The organism is Caballeronia sp. J97 (assembly GCF_905220305.1).
Lineage (GTDB): Bacteria > Pseudomonadota > Gammaproteobacteria > Burkholderiales > Burkholderiaceae > Caballeronia.
Window position 1 is genome coordinate 82,702 of sequence record NZ_CAJMZL010000021.1, and the last position, 21,488, is coordinate 104,189.

Annotated in this window: 18 protein-coding genes; 1 reads left to right on the plus strand and 17 read right to left on the minus strand. The window is 64.0% G+C overall.

Annotated elements, in window-relative coordinates:
* Positions 1-106: 106 nt before the first annotated feature.
* The 14 genes from U4Y90_RS24085 to U4Y90_RS24150 form a co-directional block, all read right to left on the minus strand.
* A complete protein-coding gene (locus tag U4Y90_RS24085; protein ID WP_321798300.1) occupies positions 107-1,357 on the minus strand; it encodes an MFS transporter in 1,251 nt (416 codons plus the stop codon).
* Complete coding sequence (locus tag U4Y90_RS24090; protein WP_321798302.1) at positions 1,354-2,631, minus strand: MFS transporter; 1,278 nt, start codon at positions 2,629-2,631, stop codon at positions 1,354-1,356. The genes U4Y90_RS24085 and U4Y90_RS24090 overlap by 4 nt, the downstream gene beginning before the upstream one ends.
* Before the next feature lie 44 nt (positions 2,632-2,675).
* The gene (locus U4Y90_RS24095; RefSeq protein ID WP_321798304.1) at positions 2,676-3,569 is read right to left on the minus strand and encodes a phosphate ABC transporter substrate-binding protein; all 894 of its coding nucleotides are present in this window, start codon (positions 3,567-3,569) and stop codon (positions 2,676-2,678) included.
* Between the two features lie 45 nt (positions 3,570-3,614).
* The gene (locus tag U4Y90_RS24100; protein WP_321798306.1) at positions 3,615-5,165 is read right to left on the minus strand and encodes an acetolactate synthase large subunit; all 1,551 of its coding nucleotides are present in this window, start codon (positions 5,163-5,165) and stop codon (positions 3,615-3,617) included.
* Positions 5,165-6,022 carry an HpcH/HpaI aldolase family protein gene (locus U4Y90_RS24105; protein ID WP_321798308.1) on the minus strand — a complete coding sequence of 286 codons (858 nt, stop codon included), beginning with the start codon at positions 6,020-6,022 and terminating at the stop codon, positions 5,165-5,167. The genes U4Y90_RS24100 and U4Y90_RS24105 overlap by 1 nt, the downstream gene beginning before the upstream one ends.
* Before the next feature lie 32 nt (positions 6,023-6,054).
* Positions 6,055-6,900 (minus strand): amidohydrolase family protein, encoded by an 846-nt coding sequence (locus tag U4Y90_RS24110; protein ID WP_321798309.1) that lies wholly within the window; start codon positions 6,898-6,900, stop codon positions 6,055-6,057.
* A 7-nt stretch (positions 6,901-6,907) separates the two neighbouring features.
* The gene (locus tag U4Y90_RS24115; RefSeq protein ID WP_321798310.1) at positions 6,908-7,933 is read right to left on the minus strand and encodes an amidohydrolase family protein; all 1,026 of its coding nucleotides are present in this window, start codon (positions 7,931-7,933) and stop codon (positions 6,908-6,910) included.
* Positions 7,934-7,956: 23 nt separating this feature from the next.
* Positions 7,957-8,928, minus strand: a complete 972-nt coding sequence (locus U4Y90_RS24120) for an ABC transporter substrate-binding protein (RefSeq protein WP_321798312.1) — start codon at positions 8,926-8,928, stop codon at positions 7,957-7,959.
* Positions 8,929-9,057: 129 nt separating this feature from the next.
* Positions 9,058-10,044, minus strand: a complete 987-nt coding sequence (locus U4Y90_RS24125; RefSeq protein ID WP_321798314.1) for a LysR substrate-binding domain-containing protein — start codon at positions 10,042-10,044, stop codon at positions 9,058-9,060.
* A 39-nt stretch (positions 10,045-10,083) separates the two neighbouring features.
* Positions 10,084-10,614, minus strand: a complete 531-nt coding sequence (locus U4Y90_RS24130) for a carboxymuconolactone decarboxylase family protein (protein WP_321798316.1) — start codon at positions 10,612-10,614, stop codon at positions 10,084-10,086.
* 66 nt (positions 10,615-10,680) lie between these two features.
* Positions 10,681-12,723 carry a tripartite tricarboxylate transporter permease gene (locus tag U4Y90_RS24135; RefSeq protein WP_321798317.1) on the minus strand — a complete coding sequence of 681 codons (2,043 nt, stop codon included), beginning with the start codon at positions 12,721-12,723 and terminating at the stop codon, positions 10,681-10,683.
* A 77-nt stretch (positions 12,724-12,800) separates the two neighbouring features.
* Positions 12,801-13,655 carry an amidohydrolase family protein gene (locus U4Y90_RS24140; RefSeq protein ID WP_321798319.1) on the minus strand — a complete coding sequence of 285 codons (855 nt, stop codon included), beginning with the start codon at positions 13,653-13,655 and terminating at the stop codon, positions 12,801-12,803.
* Between the two features lie 71 nt (positions 13,656-13,726).
* A complete protein-coding gene (locus U4Y90_RS24145) occupies positions 13,727-14,767 on the minus strand; it encodes a Bug family tripartite tricarboxylate transporter substrate binding protein (protein ID WP_321798320.1) in 1,041 nt (346 codons plus the stop codon).
* Positions 14,768-14,997: 230 nt separating this feature from the next.
* Positions 14,998-15,963: a LysR substrate-binding domain-containing protein gene (locus U4Y90_RS24150; RefSeq protein WP_321798321.1), complete on the minus strand. Its 966-nt coding sequence runs from the start codon at positions 15,961-15,963 to the stop codon at positions 14,998-15,000.
* Positions 15,964-16,135: 172 nt separating this feature from the next.
* Between U4Y90_RS24150 and U4Y90_RS24155 the strand changes: the two genes are divergently transcribed.
* Positions 16,136-17,152 carry an ABC transporter substrate-binding protein gene (locus U4Y90_RS24155; RefSeq protein WP_321798322.1) on the plus strand — a complete coding sequence of 339 codons (1,017 nt, stop codon included), beginning with the start codon at positions 16,136-16,138 and terminating at the stop codon, positions 17,150-17,152.
* 95 nt (positions 17,153-17,247) lie between these two features.
* Here U4Y90_RS24155 and U4Y90_RS24160 read toward each other — a convergent pair whose 3' ends face one another.
* From U4Y90_RS24160 to U4Y90_RS24170, 3 genes are all read right to left on the minus strand, one after another.
* A complete protein-coding gene (locus tag U4Y90_RS24160; RefSeq protein ID WP_321798324.1) occupies positions 17,248-18,387 on the minus strand; it encodes a porin in 1,140 nt (379 codons plus the stop codon).
* 347 nt (positions 18,388-18,734) lie between these two features.
* Positions 18,735-19,706 (minus strand): ABC transporter substrate-binding protein, encoded by a 972-nt coding sequence (locus tag U4Y90_RS24165; RefSeq protein WP_321798312.1) that lies wholly within the window; start codon positions 19,704-19,706, stop codon positions 18,735-18,737.
* Positions 19,707-19,932: 226 nt separating this feature from the next.
* A complete protein-coding gene (locus tag U4Y90_RS24170) occupies positions 19,933-21,462 on the minus strand; it encodes a DUF1254 domain-containing protein (RefSeq protein ID WP_321798326.1) in 1,530 nt (509 codons plus the stop codon).
* Between the last annotated feature and the right edge of the window lie 26 nt (positions 21,463-21,488).

The window sequence follows — 21,488 nt, forward strand, 5'->3', positions numbered from 1 at the left end:
GTCTGCGTCGATAGGAACATCATCGAGAGGATCGATGCTTCGGTCTATTGAAATAACCGGCGGCGCGCTTAACCGAAACGTTAAGGCGCAACGCGCGCCGGCGACCTCAGCGCAATGCATCGCGTGTTGCGAGCGGCTTGAAAAGGCGGCTCCACATCAGGCTCACGAGTATCGTCGCGCAGCCGCCGAGGACGACCGAGCCGACCACGCCGAGCGCCGATGCAGTCACGCCGGATTCGAATTCGCCTAGCTGATTGCTCGCGCCGATGAACAACGTATTGACCGCCGCGACGCGTCCGCGCATGCGATCCGGCGTCTCCAGTTGAACCAGCGTCTGCCGCACGATCACGCTGATGGTGTCCGCGCCGCCCGAGATCGCGAGCAGCAACAGCGAAGCCGGGAACCATCGCGAGAGCCCGAAGCCCGCAATGGAGATTCCGTAGACGGCCACCGCGATCAGGAGCTTCTTGCCGACGCCGCTGCCGATCGCACGTCGCGACAGGATCAGACCCACGCAAAGCGCGCCCGCCGCGGGAGCCGAGCGCAGCAAGCCCAGACCTTGCGGCCCCACGTGCAGAATCTCTTTCGCGTAGACGGGCAATAACGCCGTCGCGCCGCCGAACAGCACTGCGAACAGATCGAGGGAAATGCCGCCGAGCAGCAAAGGGTTGCGCCAGATGAAGCGCAAGCCGGCGAGTATCGACTCTGCGGTGACGGGCTCGCGCGGCGACGGAATGTAGTCGTATCGCACGAACGCGTACATGACGGCGCTCATGCAGAACAACGCGGCGCTCGTCAGATACACCGTGACGACGCTGATCGCAAAGAGCACTCCGCCCAACGCCGGTCCGGCGATGACGGAGATTTGCTGGACCACCGTGCTCAGCGCCATCGACCGCGCGAGCAGCGAAGGCGGGACGAGCATCGGCAGCAGCGCCTGCTGGCCTGCCATCTGAAACGGACGGATGGCGCCGAGCACGAGCGAGAGCCCGAGCAATACCTCGCGCGTCACGCTGTGCGTGGCCGTCGACACGACCAGCAACGCCGCCGTGACGGCCTGTGCCGCGAGACATATTGCGACCATCCGTCCGCGATGCATGCGATCGGCGCAATGACCGGCGAGAAGCGTCGTCGCGAGCCCGGGTATGAACTGGAATAGCCCGACGAGGCCCAGATCCCATGCACTCGACGTGAGATCGTACATATGCCAGCTGATCGCCAGCATCAGCATTTGCTGAGCGGTGATCGAACCGACGCGTGCGATCAGAAAGCGCGTCAGCGAAGCATGGCGCAGCAGGGACGTGACGTCATCTCGTGCAGGGGCCGACGGCGATGGCGTTCCGCGCACCCGCGTCATGACGCGGCACGCTCTTCGTACTGACGCGCGTCGAACGCGCTCTCATTGACTTTCGGGGCCCACTCGCGCCGCAGCAGCACCACGGTGCTGGTCGCGCCGAGCAACAGGAACATGAAGATCGCCAGCATGGGCAGCGTGTAACTGTGTCCGACATGAAGCAGCCAGCCCGACAGACTGGCCGAAACCCCACCCGCGAGACTCGTCGCCACCTGTTGCAAGCCCGTGTTGAGACCCACTGCCTGCTTCGGAATCAAGGTCAGCTTGACCAGGGCGAGATTGTTCGCGGTGACGAAGCCCAGCAGCGATAGCGAGACGACATTCCAGAACAAGGCCATCTGCGGCGAGCGCGTGTACGCGCCGAACAGCACCGTGGTGCCACCGACGAACCCGGTCACGATGAACGACTTGCGCACCGCCACCGCATCGTGGCCACGCGCGATCAGCCGGTCCGCCGCCCATCCGGCGAGCGCCGCCACGATCGCGATGCCCACGAAACTGAAGAAGGTGTAGAGACCCGACTGCTCCAGCGAAAGGCCGCGCTGCTCGACCAGATAAGCCGGCATCCACGTCATGCAGTAGAACGCGAAATAGCTGTAGCAGAAATTCGTGATCAGACCGCCCCACACCACCGGACTCGACAGCAGATTGCGCAGTGGAACCGATGCTGCCCGTTGCCTGGCCGTCGCGAGCTGCGCCTTCGAAGGGAAATCGTTCTCGAGCATCAGCAGCCACGGCAGCAGCCAGATCAGCCCGGCCAGACCGGTGACGACGAACATCGCCTTCCACGAAGTGATCGCGATGAGCCACGCCGCGATCGGCGCGCCGAGCGCCGGCCCCATCTTGCCGCCGATGGAGTAGATCCCGAGCGCGGTGCCCTTGCGGGTCTCGTCGAAGTGATCGGCGAGATACCGATAGGTGGCGGGCACCACCACCGATTCCGCAGCGCCGATCAGAAGGCGCATCAGGATCAGCGCGCCGAGCGTGGTGACGACGCCCGTGGCCGCCGCGGCGAGGCACCACAGCAGGAAACAGATCGAATAAGGCCATTTCACGCCGTAGCGATCGACCAGCCATCCCATCGGCATCTGCAGCAGGCCGTAGGACCAGAACATCGCGGAGCCGAGCCAGCCGCGCTCGACATGTGTCAGCGCGAAGTCGCCGACGAAATGATGATCCGCGAACGCAGCGGACACGCTCGTGCGGTCCATGTGCGAGATCATCAGGCCGAGCGCCAGCAGCACCAGGATGACCCAACGATTCTCGCGCCTTTTCACGTCTTGTCGGGCAATGTCCGCCACTTCGCGCCTCGTCTTTCTGGTCAGCCGAGGCTGCCGGTCACATCGTCGAACAGCTCGTCGACGGACAGGCGGCGCGGGATGATCTTCTGGTCGAGCGCCCAGTCGATTGCCAGTTGCAGGCCATTGCGGTTCGCTTCGAGTCCGATCGGCGGGAACGCGGCCGGCACGCCTTCGGCGAGCGAGCGGCTCTCGACGATCATCCGGTACAGCTCGCGGACGATGTCCGGCCGCTCCGTCGACACGTTCTCGTGCACCGCGAACATATGGTTGATCGGCACCACGCCGCTGCGCGCGAACCAGTCTTTCGCGGCGTTGTGCGCATCGGGCACGAGGGTGCGCACGCGCTCGTCCTTCGGCATGTCCTCGCCGAGCAGCGCAGCGGCCAGTTCGCCATCGAGCATCATCTGCGGGATCGAGGAACCTGCCGGCAGACGCTGGCAGTTCTGCGGATCGCTGTACTCCGCGAGGTGGCCGTCGCCCAGCGTCATCCATGTGACCTTGTCGAGATCGACACCGTATTCGTGGCGCAGAATGCCGCGAATCCATAGCGCGGTCGTTTGCGTATAGGTGCGCACGCCGACCTTCCTGCCCTCGATGTCCTTCGGATCGAGATGCCCGAAGTCGAGGTTGTATCCCGCGCAGTGATGCTGGAAACGTCCCGAGATCGGCGTCGGCAGCAACACGTACGGCTTTCCGTACGCCTTCGCCTGCAGGAACGTGACGATCGCCAGCTCGCCGGCGTCGAACCTGCTCTCGCGCACCATCGCCTTGAAGCCGTTGTGCGCGGGCGTCGGACCGCAGTAGTCGAGGTTGACGAGGTCCGACTTCACGCGCGCATCGCGCATCGCTCTGGTCACCGCGTACTCGGCCAGATTGACGCGCAGCGTCGGTGCTCCGGTCAGGGTCGTTGTCATGAATACCGCTCCTTGTGCTTGAACCTTGAAAGTCGAATAACGGAATTACAGCCGGACTTCGATGAGACACGGACCCGGCTCGCGCGTCGAATCGACCATCGCCTTGTGAAAATCTTCGGCGGTCTCGACGGCCACGGCCGGCACGCCCATGCTTTTGGCCATCGCCAGCCAGTCGATGCGCGGCTTGTCGATATCGATCATCGACAGCGCCCGCTCGCCGGGCGCGCCCGCGCCCATGTTTGCGTACTCCGCCTTGAGGATCGCGTAACTGTTGTTCGCGAAGATGATCGTCGTGACGTTCAGGCTCTCGCGCGCCTGCGTCCAGAGCGACTGGATCGTGTACATCGCGCTGCCGTCGCCGACCATGCAGAACACGCGTCGATCGGGACAGGCCAGCGCCGCGCCGGTCGCAACGGGCGTCGCGTAACCGATGGAGCCGCCCATGTTGTTGATGAGGTCGTGCGGCAGCGCGCCCATCGTGAGGCTCATGGATTCGCGCCCGGTCGTCAGCGACTCGTCCACGACGATGCAGTGCTCGGGCAACGCCGCTGCCAGTGCATGCGCGATGCTCGTCGGATTGAGCGCGCCTGTCGGCGTCGGCGTCTCGATGCGATGCTGAAGGACCGGCGCGGTGTCGGCGGCGCCGAGCGCCTGCAACAGCATGTCGAAGGCGAGTTCGCTGTCTTCGTCGGCTTCGACGAGCGCGTGCACCAGCGTGCCTTCCGCCTTGAGCAGGCTCGGCTTGTCCGGATAGGCGAAGAACGCCACCGGCTCGCGCGTTTCCACGGTGACGATGTGCTTGAAGTCCCCGAGGAACGCGGTGGCCTGCGCGACCGCGTACGGAATGCGCGCGATCGGCACGCGTCCCGCGCCGCGCTCGATGCGCGCGGTGAAGAACTGCGAGCCCAGCAGCGCGCCGGTGGCCGCGCTCACGCGTCCGGCCTTCTCCAGCGCCGCGCCGCGTGTCGCCTTGTTCGCGAGCACGATCAACGTCGGCTCGCCCGAGCGCAGCACGCGCGCGACGTGCTCGATGCGCGCGGCGCTCGGCGCCTTGCGTCGTTCGACGATCGCGGGCGCAAGCGCGGGCGTTTGCGCGACCGGCTGCCACGACGTATCGCCGGGCAGGATCAGCGTGGCGATCTGCCCCGGATGCTCGCTCGCCTTGGCCACCGCCTGCGCCGCGTCCCACGCGATCGTGTCCGGCGACGCCGCGCGCCGCACCCAGTGGCTCAGCGGCCGCGCGAGGCCTTCGATATCGGACGTCAGCGGCGGATCGTACTTGAGATGCGACACCGAATGCTCGCCGACGACGTTCACCATGCCCGACGACGCGCGCTTCGCGTTGTGGATGTTCGCGAGGCCATTGGCGAGGCCCGGGCCCAGATGCAGCAGCGTCGAAGCGGGCATGTCCTTCATCCGGTAATAGCCGTCGGCGGCGCCGGTGGCCACGCCTTCGAACAGGCACAGCACGCTGCGCATCTTCGGGTTGTGGCCCAGCGCGGCGAGAAAATGCATCTCCGACGTGCCCGGATTGGCGAAGCAGATGTCCACGCCCTGCCCGACCAGGGTCGCGACGAGACTTTCGGCGCCGTTCATCAGTAGCCCGCCAGTTCGCGTGCGAGACCGACCACGCCGTAGGTGCGGGCCGGCGCCGACATCAGGAATCGATAGCCTTCTTCCTGCAGGCGGCGATGATTCTTCGCCGTGACGTGCGGATTGCCGACCACGACATTGTGCTTGTGGCACGTTTCCGCGATCTGACGCATCGCGGCGGCGACTTCCGGATGCTCGTATTGACGCGGCAGTCCGAGCTCCTGGCTGAGATCGCCTTCGCCGATCAGGATGAAGCCGATGCCCGGCACATTGGCGAGGATGTCGTCGAGATTCTCGATCGCCTGCGTGCTTTCGCACATCAGGCCGACGAGGATCTCGCCTTGCGGCGCGAGCGGCCAGACGTCGGCTTTCTGGTAATAGTCCTGCATCGACAGGCCCCAGTAGCGCGCCGCATTGGCCGGGCCGTCGCCGCGCACGCCCTTGGGCTCGTACAGCGGCGCGTTCTTCGGACGCGCATAGCGGCACGACGCGACCGCGTTGTACGCCTGCTCGACGGTCGCCACATGCGGCCAGATCACGCCGTAGGCGCCGCGATCGAGCACCTGCTTCGCGAAGCTCTGGTTCATCTCCGCGCCATTGGCCGGGATGCGGGCGAGCGGCGTCACCTTCGGCGCGATCGATCCGGATTCCGCGATCTGCTTGCGGCTCAGCATGTACTGCAGCGCGTCGCCGAGCGCGCTCACGTCGTACGGGTTGTGCTCCATTTCGAAGACGATGCCGTCATACGGCGAATCGCTCATCTCGATGGCGGTCTGCTTGTCCAGCTTGGCGAAGGCGGCGTGCGCGGCCTTGCCCGATTCGAAAGCGCGGATGATGCTGTTCAGACGGGTGTCGGACATGGTGGTCTCTCTGGTCAACTCGTTCGGATCGTTCAGCTCAAGGCCGGATACAGCTTCTGCGCGGTCTTGCCGAAGATCCACGCGCGGTCTTCATCGTCGAGGGAGGCGAGGCCTTGCCGGGCCGTCGCGAGAATCTCGCTCAGCGTGCCGGTCGAGGTCGGGAAGTTCGAGCCCCACGCCATGCGCTGTGCGCCGAAAGCCTCGACCACGCGCGGGAAGAATGTCGCGGCGCTCGCCTTTTCCTTCTTCACGTCGCCGAAGATGCGCGGCGTGAGCTTCATATAGATGTTCGGCAGATCGGCCAGCGCGAACAGGCCCGCCGCGTTCGCATACGGCGGGCCATCGAGCACGTCGGGGCGCGCGAGGTGATCGAGGATGATGTTCACCGTCGGAAACTTCTCCGCGAGCATGCGCACTTGCGGCAGACCGACCGGTCCGGTCTGGATGCACATCGGCAGCTTCAGCTCGGCGAGCATCTCCCATGCCTTGAACGATTCGGGATTGTCGAGCTCGCTCGGATCGAAGTCCTTGGTCGAGCCGCCGGTGAAGATCCGCAGGCCGGCCAGGCCCTTGTCGGCCCAGCGCCTGATGACCGCGGGCACATCGTCGGCGAGCATGTCGACGGAACCCACGGCGATGAGCCGGTCCTTGTACTGGTTGCAGCCGTCGACGACATAGCTGTTGTCGAAACCGTAAGTCGTCGACGAATGCACGACAGCCGCTTTGGCGACGCCGGCGGCGTCCATCGCTTCGATCAGCGCCTCGACGGTATTGGGACGCTCCTGCGACCAGTCCGAGCGCTTGCCGAAGAGCGGCGCGGGCGGATAGCGCATCTCGTCGTCCGAGACGATGTGGGGATGAATGTCGATGATGTTCACGTTGCCCTCACAGTCCCTTGGCTTTCAGATGCTTGTCCAGTCGCGGATACACGCGCCGAGCGTTGCCTTCGAAAATCGCGTGCCGGTCCGCCTCGCTCAGCGCCTCGCACGCGTCGATGTAGCGCTTCGTATCGTCGAAGTACTCGCCCGTGTTCGGATCGCGCCCGCGCACCGCGCCGATCATCTCCGAGCCGAACAGCACGTTGCTCGTCGGCACCACCTTGGTCAGCAGTTCCACGCCCGGATGGTGATACACGCACGTATCGAAGAAGATGTTGTTCAAGAGGCCCTCGAGCGGACGATTCGCCATTTCCAGCGACATGCCGCGATAGCGTCCCCAGTGATACGGCACCGCGCCGCCGCCATGCGGAATCACGAGGCGCAGCGTCGGGAAGTCCTTGAACAGATCGCCCTGCAGCAACTGCATGAACACCGAGGTATCCGCGTTCAGGTAATGCGCGCCGGTGCCGTGATGGCACGGATTGCACGACGCCGCGACGTGGATCATCGCCGGCACGTCCAGATCGCACAGCGCTTCGTACAGCGGATACCACTCGCGGTCCGTCATCGGCTTGCCGGTCCAGTAGCCGCCGCTCGGGTCCGGATTCAGATTGCAGCCGACGAAGCCCATCTCCTCGACGCAGCGGCGCAGCTCCGCCACCGAGTTCTTCGGCGGCGCCGAAGGCGACTGAGGCAACTGGCACACCGGCACGAAGTTCTCCGGGTAGAGGTCGCACACGCGGCGCACGAGGTTATTCGACACTTCCGCCCACTCCAGGCTCGTGCGCTCGTTGCCGAGGTGATGACTCATCAGGCCCGCGATCGGCGAGAACAGCGTGAGGTCGCCGCCGCGCTCTTTCTGCAGGCGCAACTGGCCGTTGCCCACGCCTTCGCGGATCTCGTCGTCGTTCACATGCGCGCCGGAGAGCGACGGTGCGTTGGCCGGATCGTTGGCCGATTCGATTTGCTTCGCGCGCCATGCGCGAAACGATGCGGGAACGGTCGTGAAGTGACCGTGGCAATCGATAATCATGTTCTTGGGTTTCCGTGCTAGGTTCAAACGCGGGGATCGACGAACAGCTCGCTCATGGACATGCGCCGCGGCGTCAGGCCCTGCTTGAACGCCGTCGCCTCCAGCGCTTCGATGGTCTTGCGGTTCTCTTCGAGTCCATACGGCAGCGGGTCGCGACCCACGATCTTCTGCAATTCCAGATACTTCCTGTTCTTCTTGTCCCTCAGCTCGCCCGCGTTCAGCTTCGCGAGCCATTCCTGCTTCGCCCGCTCGAACGCGTCGTAGATCGACTTCGCCACCCACGGATGCTCGGCCAGCACCGCGTCCTTCACCACGATCGTCCCGTGCATCGGATACACGCCCGTGCGCGCGTAGTACTCCGCTTCGAGTTCCGCCGCATTCGGAAACAGATCCGGATAATCCGCTTCCACTTCCTTCCAGCCGCCCGTCGGCGCGCCCGTGCGGCCGATCCCCGCGTTGCCGTGCATGCCCGCCACCAGCTCGCCCTTCTCCATCATCTCCGCCAGCGAACTGCCTTGCGGCGCGTGAATCACGTTGGGCGGCAGCTTCAGTTGCGTGACGTGCTCTTCGTCGTCGACCACCCACGTCACCTTCGACGGATCCAGCCCGTATTCGTCCATCAGCACCTGACGCGTCCATGCGCCCGTCGTCACCGAATACGCGCGCACGCCCACCTTCTTGCCTTCCAGATCCTTCGGCGTCTCGATGCCCGCGTCCGGGCGCACCAGCAGTCCCGAGTGATGAAAGCGGCGCACCACGAAGATCGGCAGCGCCACGAACGGCGCCCCGTATGCACGCGCGATGATGTAGGTCGTCGGCGCGAGCTCGCATACGTCGAATTCCACATCGCGCACCATGCGCCGAAACGCGCCGATCTGCGGCTCTACCGTGATGAACTCGGCGTCCACGCCTTCGATCGGAATCGAGCCGTCGCGAATGGCCGAGGTATGCGGATGCTCGGCGATCGCGAGTTTGAGGTGAACCTTCCTGGTCAACTTAGTCTCCTTGGGTACTGATCTCGTTGACGACATCTTCTTCCCGCGCCCGGATACCCGTCTATTGAATTAACAGGCGGGTGGCTTAACTATTTGGTAAAGGCATTACCGTTTGGTTAACGCAGCGCCTCACACAACGTCGTGCGATTGATCGATCCGCTTCGCTTTCGACGTCGCATCGGCACTCGCTCTAAGCTGCTGCGCCGCCTCTTCCAGACACGCGATCATCAGTTGCGCGCTGGGCGTCAGGCCTCGATTGCGGTTCCACATCACGCCGGCGGGCCGCAACAACCGGGGCAGGCTCAACGGCAGCGTATGGAGCGGCTGGGTCGTGTCGTTGGCCGGCGTGCCGGCCATCACCGCGATGAAGTCCGATATCTGCAGATGCGCCCGCGCGACGTGAACGGAGAGCGTCTCGATGTAGTTGGTCGTGAGCGGCACGTTGTGCGCTTCGAGCGCCCGTTCGAGCGGATCGCGCAGGATCGAGCCGGGCGGCGGCAAAATCCACGGATAGGGATGAAGGTCCGACCACGTGAGGCTTTTGCGTCGCGCGAGCGGATGGTGACGGCCCGTCATCAGGGTCACGGGCTCTTCGAGCAGCTCCTTCTCTTCGAAGCTGCCGAGCGCGTCCGGCGCGGGAAGACGTCCCACGACGAGATCGAGACGCCCTTGCCAGAGTTCGGGAAGCAAGGACGACGTCGTTCCTTCGATGACCGTCACGTTGGTGCCCGGCGACCGGTTCTTCAGCAGGCTTAACGCCTGCGGCAAAAGCGCCGACGCCGACGCGGGCAACATGCCGATATGCACCTTGCCCTCGGTTCCCGAACTGAGCGCCTTCAGCTCGTCACGCGCCTGATGCAGGATGGTCAACATCTCCCGCGCATGACGAATCAGGCAATCGCCATACGGCGTCGGCACGAGACCTTGCGCCGTGCGCGAAAAAAGCGTGAGCCCGATGCCGCGCTCCAGTTCGGCGAGCGACTTCGATACCGCGGGCACCGTCACATGAGTGACATCGGCAACCTGCGTCAGATTGCGATATGTATCGATCGTCACGAGCAGGCGCAGATGCCGCGCCTTCAGGTTGATCTGCAAATACCAGTCAAGCCCAGACACGTCGTGTTCCTCCCGCGGCTTTACGATCTCGTTGAGGACTCAGTCCTTCGGCTGAAGCGCGTGCAAGCTCATGCCGAGCGATATCGACGTGAAATAGCCGACGGTGACGAGCAGCTCGGCGATCACCGCGCGGCCGAGCGCCGCGTCGTAGCGTGTGAAGCGCGCATCGTCGATCGCGCCGCCGGCGAGGATGTCGCAGACCGCGTCGCAGATCAGACCGAAACGGTCGTCTCCCGCGTCGGGCCGCCGCTTCTCGAGGATCGCGTTCACCACGTCTTCCGGTACGCCGGACTTCAGCGCGTGCCGGCGATGATTCGCGATGACATAACGCGCATTCCAGAACACGGCCGTCGAGAGGATCGCCACTTCGCTTTCCGCTTCGCTCAGCACCGGCGAATGGTCGACGTGCGTGCCGATGATCTCCATGCCTTCGGCAAGACGCGGGTTGTGCAGCCAGATGTTGAACGGCGTGGGAATGCGTCCGCGCCCTTCGCCCAGCCGCGCGATGACCTTGCTCTGCTCCTCGGTCGCGTTCCGAGCGTCGATACGCGCGAGTCGATTGTCCGACATGCTGTTTTCTTCCATCGATGTGATGCGTGTTCGCGGGTTGTTCAGACAGCCCTTGCCCGACGCGCTTCAGGCGCCGCCGCCCAGCGCGGGAAACCATTGCCCGAGGAAGCTGTCCGGCCAGGGAATGTGGATGATCTGATCGAAGACCAGATACAGGAACGCGGTCACGCAAACCGCGAGGATCACGCTGAGCCGCCACGACTCGCGGCCCTCGATGCGCATGTACGCGACGATCATCAGGGGCACCGTCGGGAGCATGCCGATCACGGCCATGCAGGCGAGAAACGCGACGAACCAGCCGAGAAAGCGTGCCGCGCGCAGCAGCGTGACCTTGGTGCCGAGCTTTTCGCCGTGATCGCTCGACACATCCATATGAATGCCGCCGCCTGCGTGCGCCGCCCCCGACGCGTGCGCCGGAATGACGAAGACCTTGTACGCGAGACTGACGCTCGCCGCGATGATAAGGATGCTGGCCACCACCGTCGGCCCGATGCGCGCCATCAGCAGCCATCCCTGCGAACTCACCAGCATGACGACGCCGATGCCGATGAAGAACACATAGACGAGGTCCTCGCGCTTGAGCACGATCTTGCCGCTCGGCTTGAGGCGCGCGAAGCCGCCGGTGCGCAGCGCGTTGAACAGCGGCTTGAAGAACACGAGCGCGGCGAGCGTCAGCAGCACCATGACGACGGGCCGCGTGAGCCAATCGGTGCCGTAGCGCACGAAGGAGATCGACATGTAGCGCTCCATCAGCACGCCGAGCACGAGGCCGAGGATCAGCGGCGGGCGCGCCCATTTGAGGCGCTTCATCGTCCAGCCGATGACGCCGGCCACCAGCAACACGAACAGGTCGCCCCAGCTGCGCGAGCCCTGAAACGCGCCGACATAGATGACCGGCATGATGACCGGCAGAATGAGCGTGTAGCGCAGCGTCGAGATCTTCGCGAACTGGCCGGAGAGCAGGAAGCACAGACCCGCGCCGAAGATGTTGGCGAGCGCGATCGACCAGACCATCGAATAGGTGAAGTCGAGATGCTTGGTCAGCATGTCGGGGCCGGGTATGAAGCCGTGCACCATCATCGCGCCGAGCAGGATGGCCTGTGCCGCGCCGCCGGGCACGCCGAAGGACAGCATCGGCACGAGGCTGCCGCCCTCGCGCGCATTGTTGGCCGCTTCGGGCGCGATCACGCCGCGCACGTCGCCCGTGGTGAAGGTCTGCTTCGCGCCCTTCGCCGTCTGCAACGCATGACCGTAGGCGATCCAGTCCGTCACCGCGCCGGTGATGCCCGGCACCGCGCCGAGCACCGCCCCGAGCCCGCCGCAGCGCAGCACGAGGAACCAGTTGCGCAGGCTGTCGACTACGCCCTGCTTCATGCCCTGACGCGAAGTGAACTGCATGTTTTCCGCGATCGCCGTGCGCCGGATGGCGAGCTCGCACAATTCCGGCAGCGCGAAGATGCCGAGGATGATCGGCACGAGCGGAATGCCGTCCTGCAGATAAAGGATGTCGCCGGTCCAGCGCATCTGCCCCGTCGCGACATTGGTGCCGATCATGCCGACCAGAATGCCGAAGCACGCCGCGACCACGCCGCGCAGCGGCGCATTGCCCGAGAGCGCGGATACCATCGAGACGCCGAAGATCGTGAGGCCGAGCATTTCCGGCGTGCCGATCGACAGCACGAAAGGCCGCACCAGCGGCAGCGAGACGGCGAGAATCACCGCGCCGATCAGCCCGCCGAGCAGCGACGACATGTAGCACGCACTCAGCGCGCGCGACGCCTCGCCGCGTTTGGTCATCGGCAGGCCGTCGAGCACGGTGGCCTGCGAGGCCGCGTGGCCCGGCACGCCGAAGAGCACCGCAGGAATCACGTCCGATGTCGTGATGACCGATGCCATGCCGAGCAGCATCGCGAACGCCGCGTAGGGGTCCATCGTGTAGGTGAACGGCACGAGCAGCGCGAAGCCGGTCAGTCCTCCGATTCCGGGCAGCAAGCCGATCGCCAGTCCGACCACGACGCCGAACACGAGAAAGATCAGGCGGTTGAATTGCAGGAGCGTCGACAACGCATGGCCTGCTGCCAACAGCGTTGCATCATTGAAAAATTCCATGCGTCATCCTGATTAAGTGGCAAGCTCTGTCGGCTCACGCTGTTGTAGGTCAAGCAGTTGCAGCCGTCGCGCGCGCTTCAGTCCGCGAGCATCGGATAAAGCACTTTCGCCGTGCGGCCCCACACCCACGCGCGGTCGTCGTCGCCGAGACCCGCGAAACAGGCCTGGCCCTGCTCGATCAGCGTCTTCAACGGTCCCTTGGACGCCGGATAGTTGGAGCCGAAGGCCAGATGATCGGCGCCGAACACCTCGACGAGACGCGCGAAGAACGGCTCCGCGCCGCCCGGCGCCGCCTGCGCGAGATCGAATGTGCGCGGCGTGATCTTCATGTAGACGTTGTCGTGCTTCGCCAGATCGAAGAGCGCGGCACAGCTCGCATACGGCGGGCCTTCTTCGAGATTCGGGCGGCCGCAATGATCGAGCGCGATCTTCACGCCGGGGAAACGTTCGGCCAGCTCGGCGACCATCGACAGGCCGTCGGGTGTCGTCTGAACCGCCATCGTCATGCCGATCTCCGCGCAGCGTTCCCAGATCGAGAAGGTCGCCGGATCGACGAGCCAGCTTCCATCGCTCTGATGCGTCGCGCCGCCGGTGAAGAGCCGAATGCCGCCCATGCCGTTGGCGAGCCAGCCATCGAAGGTCTTCAACGCGTCGGGCGCGAGCAGGTCGAAGGAATAGACGCCGGTGAAGCGCTTCGGATCCTGCGCCACGCTGTCGGCGACATACGCGTTGTTGGTGCCGTACGTCGTCGACGAATGCACGATCGCCGCTTTGGCGACGCCGGCTTCGTCCATCTCCGCGATCAGTTGCTCGAACGTGATCGGGCGCGTGGCCGACCATGTCGAGCGATGTCCGTGCTGAGGCGCGATCGGATAGCGAACCGTGTCGGTCGAAATGATGTGGGGATGAATGTCGATGATTTCGGGCGTCATGTGTCGTGACCTCTTGATGATGGGCTGTCATGCACCCGCGTGAGGCTCATGACTCGTTTCGTTTCGTGCGCTCAGTGCGAACTGAAGATGAGCTTGCGCGCAGCCTCGAGCTGCGGCTCGGGCGTCGCGTACAGCTTGCTCACGATCTGCTCCACCGCATTGCCGTCGATGGGATCGATCGGATAGCCCGACTGCTTCATCGCGTCGATGAAATCCGGATCCGCGATGGTCTTCGCAAACGCATCGCGCAGCGCGTTCAGGCGATCCTCGGGCACGTCCTTCGGCACGGCGATCGGACGCCCCGCCTGGAACGGCAACAGGAACAGGTTGAACAGCGCCTTTACGTCGGGCTGCGTGATGTAGGCGCTCAGGTTCGGCACATCCGCATAGGCGGCGGGGCTTTTCCAGCCGAGATGCAGCAGCACTTTCATCTTGCCGTCGCGGAGCATGCGCACCGGTTCGCCCTGCTGCAGACCGTCGATGGTCGAGGCCCATCCGTCGACTTCGCCGCGCTGCATCGCCAGATACACTTCGCCGCGTCCCGTGTAACCCGGCACGATGCTCATCTTCGCGCCGAGATATTCATCGAGCAGCGCGGGCAGCGTGCGGTCCTCGTTGGCGAAGCCGGTCGCGCCGATGTACATCTTCTTCTTGCTCAGATCGTCGGCGGTGGTCACGCCCGAGCGGGTCATGGAAACGAGGCAGTACTCGACCTTGTTGAGACTGCCGAGCCATCGGACCTTGCGCGGGTCGAAGCGGCTCTGTCTCTGATCGAGCAGCGGAATATAGAGGTTGTTGCGCTGAAGAAAGCCGATGACCGTTCCGTCGCTCGGCTGTCTGGACTGCAACGACGCAGCCGCGACCATGCCGCCCGCGCCGACGACATTCATCACCACCGCTTTCGGATGGCCGGGAACGTACTTGACGAAGAAGCGCGAGAACTGACGCGCGATGATGTCGGTCGGAGTGCCCGCGTCGGCGCTGACGACCAGGGTCAACGCCTTGCCGCGATAGAAATTCTCGACCGACCGATCGGAAGCGGGCGCGGCAAGCGTCGTCGCGGCGAAACCGAACAGCGCCGCACACGCGCAGATCGCGGTCCTGTAGTTCATAGTCGTCCCTGTCTCCATGTATTGATCCGCGATCCGTCTTCATGTCGCATTGAAGACGCCTTCGTATCCGATGGTGGATCGCGCTGACGTTCGTTTATGTGTGAACGCAGTGAAATTCTGCCAGCGCGCCGGAGAGGGGTCGATTGAGAAAAACAGCCAGCGAATTGAGCAAATGGTTAAGGCCGCGGCGACGGTGCAGAGCGGCGTCGGGCGTGCCTTCCGTCCGCGGACTAGCGCGTGCCCTGTCCCTTTTCGGCGAGTCGCTGCGCGGTGTCTTCGAGGCAGGACACCATGAGTTTCGCCGAGGGCGTCAGCCCGCGAATACGGTTCCAGAGCACGCCGGCCGGTCGCAGGAGCCGGGGAAGGGACAGCGGCAGCGTGTGGAGCGGCTGGGGCTGAGTGGCGTCGTTTGCGGAGGTATCGGCCATCACGGCGATGCAATCCGATACTTGCAGATGCGCGCGCACGACGTGCACCGAAAGCGTTTCGATGTAGTTGTTGGTCAGCGGCACATCGTGCGCTTCGAGCGCGCGCTCGAGCGGGTCGCGCAGGATCGAGCCGACGGGCGGAAGAATCCACGGATAGGGTTTGAGATCCGCCCATGTCAGGGTTTTCCTGCGTGCCAGCGGATGCTGACGCCCGGTCACGAGCGTTACCGGCTCCTCCAGCAGCTCCCGTTCCTCGAAGCTGCCGAGCGTGTCCGGCGCGGGCAGACGGCCCACGACGAGGTCGAGATGGCCCTGCCAGAGCTCGGGCAGCAGCGAAGCCGTCGTGCCCTCGATGACCGTCACGTTCGTGCCCGGCGAGCGCTGCTTCAGCAGGCTCAACGCCTGCGTCAGCAGCACCGAAGCCGACGCGGGCAGCATGCCGATGTGAACCTTGCCCTCCGTTCCGGAACTCAGCGCCTTCAGTTCGTCGCGTGCCTGATGCAGGATCGTCAGCATCGATCGCGCGTGGCGCACGAGGCAGTCGCCGTACGGTGTCGGCACGAGGCCCTGGGCGGTGCGCGAAAACAGCGTGAGTCCGAGCCCCCGTTCGAGCTCGGAGAGCGACTTCGACACGGCGGGCACGGTGACGTGCGTGACTTCGGCGACCTGGCTCAGATTGCGATACGTGTCGATGGTCACGAGCAGGCGCAAGTGCCGCGCCTTCAGGTTGATCTGCAGATACCAGTCGAGTTCCGACACGTCGTCCATCTCTCCCAGGCGTTTTACCAACTCGTTAAGCTTACGGCCATTTTACTCAATCGACCATCCGGCGATACGCGGGCAAAATCCCGATGCGCATTACGCCCGGGGTTCGCGCGTCACGCGCAACGCGTGCGCCCTGACCCGTTTCTCATCTGCACGGCGCACGGAGACAGCACCCATGACCCATCACCACAGCCGCCGCCGCTTCTTGCGCAGCGCCGGTCTTCTCGGACTGAGCGTCGCCGCGAGCGGACTGTGCGCGCCCTATATCGCGCGGGCGGCCGCCGGGCAGATCCGGATCGTCAGCAATCCGGGCCTGGAGAACGCGACGCTGAACGCGCTGATGGACGAAATGGGGTATTTCAGGCAATTCGGCGTCGATGCGCGGATCGTCGAGATCCCCGGCGCGACCGGCCCGTTCGACGCCATCGCCGACGGCGCCGCCGATGTCTGCATGGTGTCGGGCTACAACATGGTGCTCACGCGCATCGCGCAAGGCGCCAGAGTCAAGATCGTCGGCGCCGGGATGAAGAAATGCGCGCTGACCGTCTTCGCAAGGCCGGAAGGCATGAAGACGCTCGACGATCTGCAGGGCAGGACAGTCGCGGTCGGACCGGCGCACGGCTTGCTGCACACGCTGATGCTGCAACTGATGAAGGAAAAAGGCGTCGACGCTTCGAAGGTGAAGTTTGTCGACAAGGGGAGCAACGACCAGTGCCATGACGCGGTCGCGAGGGGCGAGGCCGATGCCTGCTGCGCGAGCGTCTCGCATCTGAACGACCAGGACGGGCTCACGGTCATCCGCGAAGCCGACATGTGGCAGGCCTTGCCGCATTGCATCTTCCAGACCGCCTATGCGTCCGATTCCGCGCTCGCCGGCAAGCATGAAGGACTCGTCGCGGTCATGGCCGCCTATGGCGCGCTTTACGAGTATCTGATGTCGCCGGCATCGCGTGACGCATTTTTCGATGCTCGCCGACACGCGCAAAAGAAGTTCGATGCGGCATCGGCGGACGCTACGTGGACCTTCAATCAGGCGCAGCGGCCCTATTCCCGGGATCTGTCGCTGGCGCGCGGCGATATCGATTATCTGCAGAACATGTATATCGGCCTGGGCAGCCTCGGGCAGAAGCAATCGTTCGATGCCGTGGCCGACATGTCGGCGGCGAAGGCCGCGGCGAAGCTCGTTTCCTGAAATCCCGGCCTTGCGCCATCGAAAAAACCCCGAGAGCAGGATGACGCTCCCGCGCTCGGGGTTTCGACGGCGAAGCTGTGTCGCCGTGACGAGGTTCAGAACGTATGCCTGATGCCGGCGATGACGGAGATCTGAGCGCCGCCGACCGGCGGTGTGGGAACCGGCGTGATCGTCGTGGCCGCGAGCGCGAGATCTCCCGAGTTGTTGATATGCTCGGCCGTAACGTACAGCAACGTGCGTTTGGACAGGAAGTATTCGCCGCGCAAGACTTCGATCAGCGCCTTATTGGGCGAATGCTCGTATCTGAGTTGCGCCACCATGCCGTCGATATGGAAGAACGGCGTCACCGGAACCGTGCCCGTCACCCAGAACAGATTGCTTCTCGGCGTGGCGATGCCTTCGTTCACGCGCTTGATCCAGCCCACACCGAACTTGGCGTTGCGGATCAGGAAGTAGCCGCCGAGCGTGAAGCGGCTGTCGGTGAGATCCGGCGAAGTCAGGCCGCCATAGGTCGCTGCCGTGCCGCCGTAGTTTCGTTCATAGGAGGTGGCCACGCCCCAGGTGTGCGCGTCGTACTTGAAGAGCGCCGAGTACTCGCGGCACTGGTTGGAAGGCGATGTCTGCCCCGGGCAATTCGTCGCGACATTGCTGTTTCCGGCCACGGCATCGCGGCCGAAGCTGTAGTTCACGCCCGCTTCGAAATCGCCGAGGAAATAGCGATAGCTGATGGAGTTATCGGCGCGCGCGTTGGCGATGCCGTTGTCGAGCGTCGTGAGACCCTGTGCGCCCGTGCCGAACGGATTGATGAACGAGATGCCGAAGAAGCGCATCGTGTATTGGCGGCCGATGGTCAGGCGGCCATATTTGCCGTCGATGCCGACATAAGACTGCCGCCCGAACAGCCGTCCGCCCTGCCGCGAGGTGCCGTTGTTCGGCTGGAATCCGCCCTGCAAGTCGAATATGGCCCGGACGCCGCCGCCGAGGTCCTCGCTGCCGCGCAATCCGAAATAGGACGTCGCGGTGCCATCGCCCGTGCGCCACGAATTGGCCGTAGCGGTTTTTCCCTTGGCCACGTTGTTGACGAACTCGACGCCCTGATCGATCAGGCCGTACAGCGTGACCGTGCTGGCGCCGGCGGGCTTCTCGGGCGGTGAGCCCGCTTCCTCATCCTGCGCCCACGCAGGCGCATTGAACATCAATGCGACACAGGCAAAGCCGAGGGCCTTGTATTTCATGATCGTCTCTGTCTCCTTGCGATCCACGCATTGCCGCGCGAGCGAGTCGAAGCCATTCGCCGTGCCGGTCGTGAATCACGTTCTTCGTTTATTTGTTTGCTTGTAACGCACTGAAATTCTGCCAGCGCGGTGCTGTGGGTAAATTGAAAAAAACCGCGTTTCGCTTGAGCGAATGGTTAAGCTCGCGCGCAAGCCGGCTCGTGCCCACAGGGCGAGCGAGGGTCGTTTCCTTGAAATGATCGAAAGCGGCTAGCGCTCGCGCAACGAGCCGAGGTCCACGGTTGCCACGCGTGAAACCAGGGCGAAGCGGAAGTCGAGAATCGAGTTCCGGTGCCTTCCGCGCAGGTTCAGACGCGGGGATCGACGAACAGCTCGCTCATGGACATGCGCCGCGGCGTCAGGCCCTGCTTGAACGCCGTCGCCTCCAGCGCTTCGATGGTCTTGCGGTTCTCTTCGAGTCCATACGGCAGCGGGTCGCGACCCACGATCTTCTGCAATTCCAGATACTTCCTGTTCTTCTTGTCCCTCAGCTCGCCCGCGTTCAGCTTCGCGAGCCATTCCTGCTTCGCCCGCTCGAACGCGTCGTAGATCGACTTCGCCACCCACGGATGCTCGGCCAGCACCGCGTCCTTCACCACGATCGTCCCGTGCATCGGATACACGCCCGTGCGCGCGTAGTACTCCGCTTCGAGTTCCGCCGCATTCGGAAACAGATCCGGATAATCCGCTTCCACTTCCTTCCAGCCGCCCGTCGGCGCGCCCGTGCGGCCGATCCCCGCGTTGCCGTGCATGCCCGCCACCAGCTCGCCCTTCTCCATCATCTCCGCCAGCGAACTGCCTTGCGGCGCGTGAATCACGTTGGGCGGCAGCTTCAGTTGCGTGACGTGCTCTTCGTCGTCGACCACCCACGTCACCTTCGACGGATCCAGCCCGTATTCGTCCATCAGCACCTGACGCGTCCATGCGCCCGTCGTCACCGAATACGCGCGCACGCCCACCTTCTTGCCTTCCAGATCCTTCGGCGTCTCGATGCCCGCGTCCGGGCGCACCAGCAGTCCCGAGTGATGAAAGCGGCGCACCACGAAGATCGGCAGCGCCACGAACGGCGCCCCGTATGCACGCGCGATGATGTAGGTCGTCGGCGCGAGCTCGCATACGTCGAATTCCACATCGCGCACCATGCGCCGAAACGCGCCGATCTGCGGCTCTACCGTGATGAACTCGGCGTCCACGCCTTCGATCGGAATCGAGCCGTCGCGAATGGCCGAGGTATGCGGATGCTCGGCGATCGCGAGTTTGAGGTGAACCTTCCTGGTCAACTTAGTCTCCTTGGGTACTGATCTCGTTGACGACATCTTCTTCCCGCGCCCGGATACCCGTCTATTGAATTAACAGGCGGGTGGCTTAACTATTCGGTAAAAGATGTCGTCGAGACGAAGGAGACCGCGCGAGCGAAAGCGCGCGTTTTTTAGTGCCGCTATCGACCGCCGAACGGTGCGTTGCAGCGGTCGATGCCGGTCTTCAGCCTATCTCGATCGCCGACAATCAGGCCAGCTTTCGAATCTGCGGCGGCTTCCACGAACCGTCGAGAATGGGTTGCCGGCCCCAGTAGGCGCGGATATACAACGAGAACGCACCGTCCGGCGCCGGCAACCAGTTCGTCTCCCGCTCGCCGCCCGGTGACTTCGCGCCGGCGTAGAGCGTGAGCGATCCGTCCGCATTGCGCTTCAGGGTCGTGTTTTTCGTGCCGAGCGAATAGCGTCTGAGATCGTTGGGATGAAAAAGATGCTTGTCGTTATAGAGCGTCAGCGACCAGAAGCCATTGACGGGCGGCTCCTCCCCTTTCCCGAATTCGATGGCATAGGTATTCGAGCCACTGAGCGCATTCCCCGATGCATCGACATCCGTATAAAAATACTGCGTCTCGTTGGGCCGGTTGTCGAACATGTTCGACTTGGCGGTGCCCGTCCGGTCGAAGTAGTCGAAGCCGGTCTGCGCATTGTTCGTCGAACGGTTCCAGTTGTTGCCCGCCGGCAGTCCGTTGTGCCGCCATTCGAAGAAAGGCGCGATGACATCCCGTTCGGTATCGACAGCGGTCGACACCAGCGTCTTGTTGATTTCAGGATCGCGCTTCGCCGCTTCCATCATCGATCTGAACTGCGCGTAGAGCGCTTCCTCGCCGGGCAGCAGCGGAACGGTGTCGAGCACCTGATCGAACTCATCGAAAAACTTCTCCGGAATCACCCATTTCGTCTCGCCGCCGCCGTCGCCTTGCGGTCCCGGAATGGTCGGCGACTGACTCCAGTCGATCGTTTTCTTGCGGCCGTCGAATTGCTTCAGCGGATAAAAGACGATCTGGTTGAGCACCGCTTGAATCGCCTGCTTGTCCTCGGGCGTGTCGTTCTGAAAGACGCGCGGGATGGCGTTGGCGAGCGCCGTCGGGCAGCGGATGATCGACGTGATGCCCGCCGGCTTCGCGCCCTTCCATTTGGGTCCGACGAGCAGATAGAAGCCCGGCCGCGATTTGTAGGGCTTGCCCAGATGCCCGAACTGGTTGGTCCGCGCGTCATACAACGCATAGACCCAGAAGCGATCGCCGAAGTCGGGCACTTGCGCCACCACCGGCTCTTCGTCGAGCGAGAAGAAGCCGAGCCCGTAGACCACGTCCTGATTCGGGCAGGTCACGAAGGTTTCGGCGGGATCGATGTAATCGTGCAGCATGCCGACTTGTCCGCGCGGCGCGGCCGGTAACACGCCGTTGATGAGGCCGGGGTGCGGCGCCTGCGTGATGCGCGCGTTGCGGTTGAGCATGTTCACCATCGGCCAGCCCCAGACATAGGCCATGCGCGCGATCACCTGCGCATACGCGGGGTGCATCGGCAAGCCGGGTGGCGGCATGGTTTCGGATGCCGCCGGAGGCGCGACCGAATCCGCTTTCGTCGATGCATCGTCTTTCGCCTTCGCGGCGATGGCTGCCCGCGGTATCGCCGACAGCGCTGCACAGGCGAGCGGCAACGCTCCGCTCAGCAAGGCAAGGGTCCGCCGGTTCACGTTCACGTCGTCCTTTTCGCTCATTGTCGATGTCCTTTGCCAGATACGGC